The organism is Chamaesiphon sp., from assembly GCF_041738855.1.
GTDB lineage: Bacteria > Cyanobacteriota > Cyanobacteriia > Cyanobacteriales > Chamaesiphonaceae > Chamaesiphon.
In genome coordinates this window covers 1-6,044 of the sequence record NZ_JBGSPA010000225.1, presented here as the reverse complement: position 1 = coordinate 6,044, position 6,044 = coordinate 1, and the positions used below count along the sequence as shown (strand labels likewise).

Genomic DNA, 6,044 nt, shown 5'->3' with positions numbered 1-6,044 from the left:
AACAGGGGTGAAAATCCCTCACCTTTTAGGTGGATTGTGCTTGGTTCATTTTCATGGACAGGGAACCTCCGCGTGATTTGGGTCGCTAAACCCTCTCCTTGGGAGACGCTGCGCGTTGGCGTAGCCTGCGCCTTGCGCTTATGGCAAAGCCTACGTATCGCGAGCCGCTGTCGCCAACACACCCTACCTAATGAAGTTAAATGTTTTTATTTTTATCCAAACTGCTCCCGCTATTTTTCTATCCGATGGGTGCAACTTGCTTGTTATTGACTATCGCTTTAGGGTTGTGGTGGATAAATTCCAAGTGGACTCCCGCCGCTATTGGCGCGGCTTCGATCGTGTTGTTTCTCAGTGGAAATGTATGGGTGAGTCACTGGCTAGCGCAATCTTTGGAGTGGCAAAATATTGTTAGAACTGAATTACCGACAGCGGATGCGATCGTCATCTTGGGTGGGGGGATGAGATCGCAGGTTTATCCACGTCCAGATGTCGATTTTACCGATGCAGGCGATCGAGTGTGGTACGGCGGCAATCTCTATCGCGCAGGTAGAGCACCAAAAATCATCGTCAGCGGGGGTAGAATCACCTGGCAAGGTGGCGGTAATCCCGAAGCTGACGATCTGACCAAAATCTTGGTGAATATGGGTGTACCGCAGCAAGACATCATCCCTGAAGCCGAATCTTACAATACCCGCGATAATGCGGTAAATGTCCAAAAGATCCTGCAAGCCCAAAACTTCAAAACGATCTTGCTAGTGACTTCTGCGATCCACATGCCAAGATCGATGGCAATATTCACGCATCTGGGGATAAACGCGATCGCCGCACCGACTGATTATCGAGTCTCTGAGTCGGAACTAGACCAACCAAATGGTCAAACTGAGTCGGTGATTTTGAGTTTTTTGCCGACGGAAGAATACTTCTCGCTGACTACCCAAGCGATCCGTGAATATGTGGGGCTGGTGGTTTATAAATTGCGAGGTTGGCTCTAGACTTATTCGCCGTCAACGCGTTCTAGTTGCCAGAGAATTTGATTGCCTTCGCGGCGGACTCGTGAAACGATCCAGTTGCGCCAAGCCCATCTGTCACCGCGACTCGTGACAGCACTGGCATTGATGTCCATGAGATCTGCTAGTTCCGAGCTGGCAATTAGATAGCCATGTTTGGCAATTTCATCAGTGATCCGCAAAGTATCGATGAGGTGGTGAAGATGGGCGACACGTACTTCGCGGGGAATATGTTCGGTACTATCGTGATGAATAGTCTGTTCTTCTAGCATGGGGACAATCTGCAAATCAGGGAGAGAGAGAGTAGCTGCTACCCGAGCGGGTGGATGCTGTGAAACAGATGATGGCTCTGATATTCCTATTGTAGAACGTTGCCGCAGTTGTGGTGGTTGACCACTAGAGAACCCTCTGGCGATCGTGTCGCAGCGTTCGTTGCCGACGTTGCCAGAATGTCCGCGGACATGTTGCCAGGAGACGGGGACTTTGGTTTGGGATTGGACTTGTCCATTGAGCCTGTCGAGGGTTTCCCACAAGTCTTGATTGAGGACGGCTTTGCCAGCCGCAGTTTTCCAGCCCTTTTTCTTCCACCCTTTCACCCATTGAGTGATGCCTTTGATCAGGTACTCACTATCGGTATAGAGGACGCATTGGTGGGTTTGATTGGTACTTGCAAAAAACTCCAGTGCCGAGATGGCTGCCTGCATTTCCATCCGGTTATTGGTCGTCGCGCTGTCTCTGCCACCAAGTTCGTGGCACTCACCATCGTCAAAATAAGCAACTGTCCCCCAACCACCAGGGCCAGGATTGCCCGAGCAAGCTCCGTCTGTATATAAGTTGGTGATTTTGCTCATATCTGCTTAAACTCCACGCCGATCGGGTGTATTGGCTGCTTCTGGCAGAGTTTGTTCGATCGTCTCTAGGTTACTGCTTTGCCAAGGATCTTCGGGTTTGTACTCCAATTTGGGGAAAGGTGGCGGGGGTGGTGGTGTGCTGTGGTGCTTGGCCGAGATGCCTGGAATGGTCGGAGTTGATGGGGGCATCTCTGGCGGAGTGGAGGGGATTGGCGGTACTTCTGGCGGCGGCGCGGGAATTTCGGGTGGCGTGGCAGGGATTGGTGGTACTTCTGGCGGCGGCGCGGGAATTTCGGGTGGCGTGGCAGGAATTGGCGGTACTTCTGGGGGAGCTGGCGGAATTTCGGGCGGGGTGGCGGGAGTCGGCGGAGCCGCTGGTGTTGGGAAAACTTCTGGCTCAACTGCTGGTGGAGTCAGTTCGCTGGAAATCGGCGTGAGGTCGCCACTCACTTGTTGGACTTGTTGCTGCATCTGAGCCACAACAATATTGACGATCGCTTGTGGATCGGTTGTTTCGATCCCAAATTGTTCGGCTAGCTCGGCGACTAAGCCTGGATCTTGATGGAGCATTGCTGAGAATTCTTCGAGGGTAATTTCGCGGGTTTCCGCAGCGGTAGTGTCGGCTTCAGCCCGATCTGCCGCTGGTGGTGATGGGATCGGCGAGTTATCGATGAGTAATTCTGTTGGTACTGCACCGAATTGGCGATATTGGCTGTTGCCTTCACCCTCGATCGCCTCAACTGGGATCTGGTCATCGATGCGATCGAATTCTAGCTCATCGAACTCCATAATCGGTAGCAAGTCTCCTAAGAATTGTGGGGCTTGACGATCGAGTAGCCGTGCGCCATACTCACCAGCGAGATCGCCGATCTCACCACAGTCAAGCTGACCCAATTGCACCATCCGTTCGGCTAGTTCATAATTGGCTACAGGTGCTGATAGCAAATTATCGCCAAATCGCTGGAGCCAATCTAGCCAGTCGGATTTACGGACTCTTTGTCTAATCTTGTTGAAAAAGCCGATCGCGCGGGGTTGTTGCCAGCCATGAGCTACTCCCTCTAGCAACTGCATGAAGAGATACTCGCGATCGGTATCATCGAGCGGTGGTAATTGGGCTTGAGCTACCATCCGGTCTTTGGCAGAGCCTCGCTGTGCGAGCGTCGCTCCACTCGACCCTCGCCCGAATAATTTGCGAAACCACCTCACCAATGACTGCCAGATTTTTTTCAACATTTACTGATTCCTCGATGCACAATTTAGGTACATTAGATCTAGAGTATCTTAGAGGGTAGTACTAGGTAAACCGACTCGATTGAGAGTGCTCTGTTCCACTAGACTTCCTCTTTATTTATCCCGCAGATGGCATATATACCTCTACATCATAAATATAGACCGCAAACTTTCGCCGATCTAGTCGGGCAAGCAGCGATCGCCACCACTCTAACTAATGCACTTAGACTAGAGAAGATCGCACCAGCATATCTGTTTACTGGACCAAGAGGTACAGGCAAAACTTCGAGCGCGAGAATACTAGCTAAGTCTCTTAATTGTATGGCGAGTCAGGTACCTACAGCGCAACCTTGTGGTAAGTGCGAAGTCTGTAACTCGATCGCTCTTGGTGCGGCACTAGACATCATTGAAATTGATGCTGCTAGCAATACGGGCGTAGACAATATTCGCGAAATTATCGAACGCGCCCAATACGCCCCCGTTCAGTGCCGTTATAAAGTTTATATCATTGATGAGTGTCATATGCTGACGACAGCAGCATTTAACTCACTCCTCAAAACGCTCGAAGAGCCACCAGATCGGGTGGTATTTGTCCTCGCTACGACCGATCCACAGCGGGTGTTGCCGACGATTATCTCGCGCTGTCAGCGGTTTGACTATCGGCGGATTCCAGTCGCTGATATGGTCGCACATCTGATCTATATTGCCAAAGTCGAACAAATCGCGATCGCTCCTGCCGCTGTGACACTCATCGCCCAAATCGCTCAAGGTGGCTTGCGGGATGCGGAGAGTCTGCTAGATCGGCTGAGTCTACTCGATGGCGAAATCACACCCGATCGCGTGTCTGATGCGATCGGTTCGGTACCAGAACGCGACTTGCTGGGGATCTTGCAAGCGATCGTCAGTGCCGACCCTGAAAGTTTACTCGATCGCACTCGCCAGATCCTCGAACGCGGCAAAGAACCCCTGATCGTCCTCCAAAATCTCGCAGGGTGCTATCGGGATCTAGCGATCGCCAAAACCGCTCCCCAACGCGCCGATCTTGCCGCACTCACACCCGAAACTTGGGTCGAACTAGTCAAAATCGCTCAAAGCTGTCAACTAGACTGGATTCTCGCGGGACAAACACATCTCAAAGATAGTGAAATCCAACTCAAGCAAACCACTCAGCCGCAATTGTGGTTAGAAATTGCCATCTTCGGGCTAATGACACTCAGCACTCAGTCTGCTCCAGCGATCGCCAGTATCCCACCACCTCCAGCCATCACACCGCAAGCTGCTCCAGCATTACCACCAAGCCAACCAGCATCAGTCGCGCCTCCCAATCAAATTAGCTCCAACACTACACCCCCTCCAATCGCCGTCACGGCTCCCCAAACAGCGATCGGGAGTGAAGACTTAGCTAGTACCTGGGAACGGGTCTTACAGCAGCTTCTACCTGCGAGTAGAGACTTATTTAAACCCTTTGGAAAGCTCGTCTCAATTTCCCAAACGCAAGCGGTAGTGGCGATGAAATCTAGTACCATGCAGACGATCGCTGCTGGGAAGGTGCCAGAACTAGCCAAAGTATTTACTCACATCTACGGTCGATCGATCTCCGTCAAGCTAGAAGTTTTGGGCAAAAGTCAACCTCAGCCTAGTTCCTTACCACCTTCACCACCGCCCGCAGCGATCGTCATCGATCCGCCACCGACAACATCTGTAGTGCCATTGGCAGGATACTTAACTGATGATGTGGAAGCAGAAGATCTCAGCAATGAGAGCGAAGCTGAGATCGAACCAACGATCGTCCCTTCAGTACCAGTACCAAATTCCCTACCGACTCTAATACCATTGGCTCAGGTAGATGTAGTTGAACCAGCACCAGCACCAGAACCCCCAGCGGATTTTGCCGAACCACCCGAATCACTAGATGCAGAGCGAGCCATACATACTCCATTATCAGAGTCGGAAGACCTAGAATTCGATCCGTTACTAGAAATGGCGACAGCTAATCTCGTCAAAACTTTTAATGGCGAAATCATCGATCGTACTCACGATTTATTCGATAAAATTGTTGGCAATTAACTGTTGGGGTGTAAATCCTCGTCATAAAAACTTCGCTGTCAACTGTCAACTGTTTAAAAAGCGGTCATCACTTGCCGCAGTTCTGCGGAGAGATCCTGGGAGCCTCGACCTTGCTTTTCAAATAATACGCCAGCCAGCAGATAGATGTTCGGCGAATAAAAAGCTTTTCGAGCGCTTTTGAGCGCGCTGATAGTCTCTCTCACCTTTGATTCGGAACTATAATAGCCAAATTCCAACGGCGCGATCGTAAAATCAATTACTTGATATCCGCAAGCGATCGCATACTCGATCGTTTCGACGGGGTTTGAATAGGCGGAGATAAGTGATAACACGCGATCGCAACCAACTGTAAATAGCCGCTTAGTAATCGCGGCACCATCTACCCCGCCATGTAAAGATGGCATGTAAATATCGTTGTCAGGCGCAGGTAAATAAGGTGGATTAGCAATCAAATAATTAGCCCCAGACTGTTGCCAACCCTCAAAGAAACATTGGTTACGAACGATATATTTGTCGCTTAATTCATACTGAGCGATTCTCGCTTGAGCTAGCTTACAGGCGGTATCAGTCAACTCATACCCATGAATTTTGCCTTGAAAAGGAGTTCTGAGCAAGCTGTGAATCACTGGACTGCCATCGCCAGAACCAAACTCAATCACCAGATCGGAACTGGTACAGCGATTGAGAACCAATCTTTCCAAACATTGCGAATAGAATTGAGATTCTTCGGGACAGAAGAATACTTCTTTACCTGAGTTCGATGAAGTTTTGTCTCCTCAAACTCAGGCATTTCAACACTTTTAGGCTAACAGCAGAATTTTTTCAATTTTTGGCACATTAAAATCCACCATCAATATCATTAATAGTTGAAAAAACATTGATTTAAATT

The 6,044-nt window shown here is 50.0% G+C and carries 5 protein-coding genes; 2 read left to right on the top strand and 3 right to left on the bottom strand.

Features of this window, described 5'->3' with window-relative positions:
- Positions 1–200 precede the first annotated feature (200 nt).
- A complete protein-coding gene (locus tag ACEW9I_RS25055; RefSeq protein ID WP_373543056.1) occupies positions 201–992 on the top strand; it encodes a YdcF family protein in 792 nt (263 codons plus the stop codon).
- A 2-nt stretch (positions 993–994) separates the two neighbouring features.
- Here ACEW9I_RS25055 and rnhA read toward each other — a convergent pair whose 3' ends face one another.
- Positions 995–1,858, bottom strand: coding sequence for a ribonuclease HI (gene rnhA, locus ACEW9I_RS25050; RefSeq protein WP_373543055.1), 864 nt, complete (start codon positions 1,856–1,858; stop codon positions 995–997).
- A 6-nt stretch (positions 1,859–1,864) separates the two neighbouring features.
- Entirely contained in the window at positions 1,865–3,091 is a 1,227-nt protein-coding gene (locus ACEW9I_RS25045) for a hypothetical protein (protein ID WP_373543054.1), read from the bottom strand.
- A 126-nt stretch (positions 3,092–3,217) separates the two neighbouring features.
- Between ACEW9I_RS25045 and ACEW9I_RS25040 the strand changes: the two genes are divergently transcribed.
- A complete protein-coding gene (locus ACEW9I_RS25040) occupies positions 3,218–5,155 on the top strand; it encodes a DNA polymerase III subunit gamma/tau (RefSeq protein ID WP_373543053.1) in 1,938 nt (645 codons plus the stop codon).
- A 53-nt stretch (positions 5,156–5,208) separates the two neighbouring features.
- Here ACEW9I_RS25040 and ACEW9I_RS25035 read toward each other — a convergent pair whose 3' ends face one another.
- The gene (locus tag ACEW9I_RS25035) at positions 5,209–5,856 is read right to left on the bottom strand and encodes an SAM-dependent methyltransferase (RefSeq protein ID WP_373543052.1); all 648 of its coding nucleotides are present in this window, start codon (positions 5,854–5,856) and stop codon (positions 5,209–5,211) included.
- Between the last annotated feature and the right edge of the window lie 188 nt (positions 5,857–6,044).

What these genes read in the sequence shown, in the direction of transcription:
- ACEW9I_RS25055 (WP_373543056.1), top strand. Translation starts at nt 201, where the DNA reads ATGTTTTTATTTTTATCCAAACTGCTCCCGCTATTTTTCTATCCGATG.
- rnhA (WP_373543055.1), bottom strand. Translation starts at nt 1,858, where the DNA reads ATGAGCAAAATCACCAACTTATATACAGACGGAGCTTGCTCGGGCAAT.
- ACEW9I_RS25045 (WP_373543054.1), bottom strand. Translation starts at nt 3,091, where the DNA reads ATGTTGAAAAAAATCTGGCAGTCATTGGTGAGGTGGTTTCGCAAATTA.
- ACEW9I_RS25040 (WP_373543053.1), top strand. Translation starts at nt 3,218, where the DNA reads ATGGCATATATACCTCTACATCATAAATATAGACCGCAAACTTTCGCC.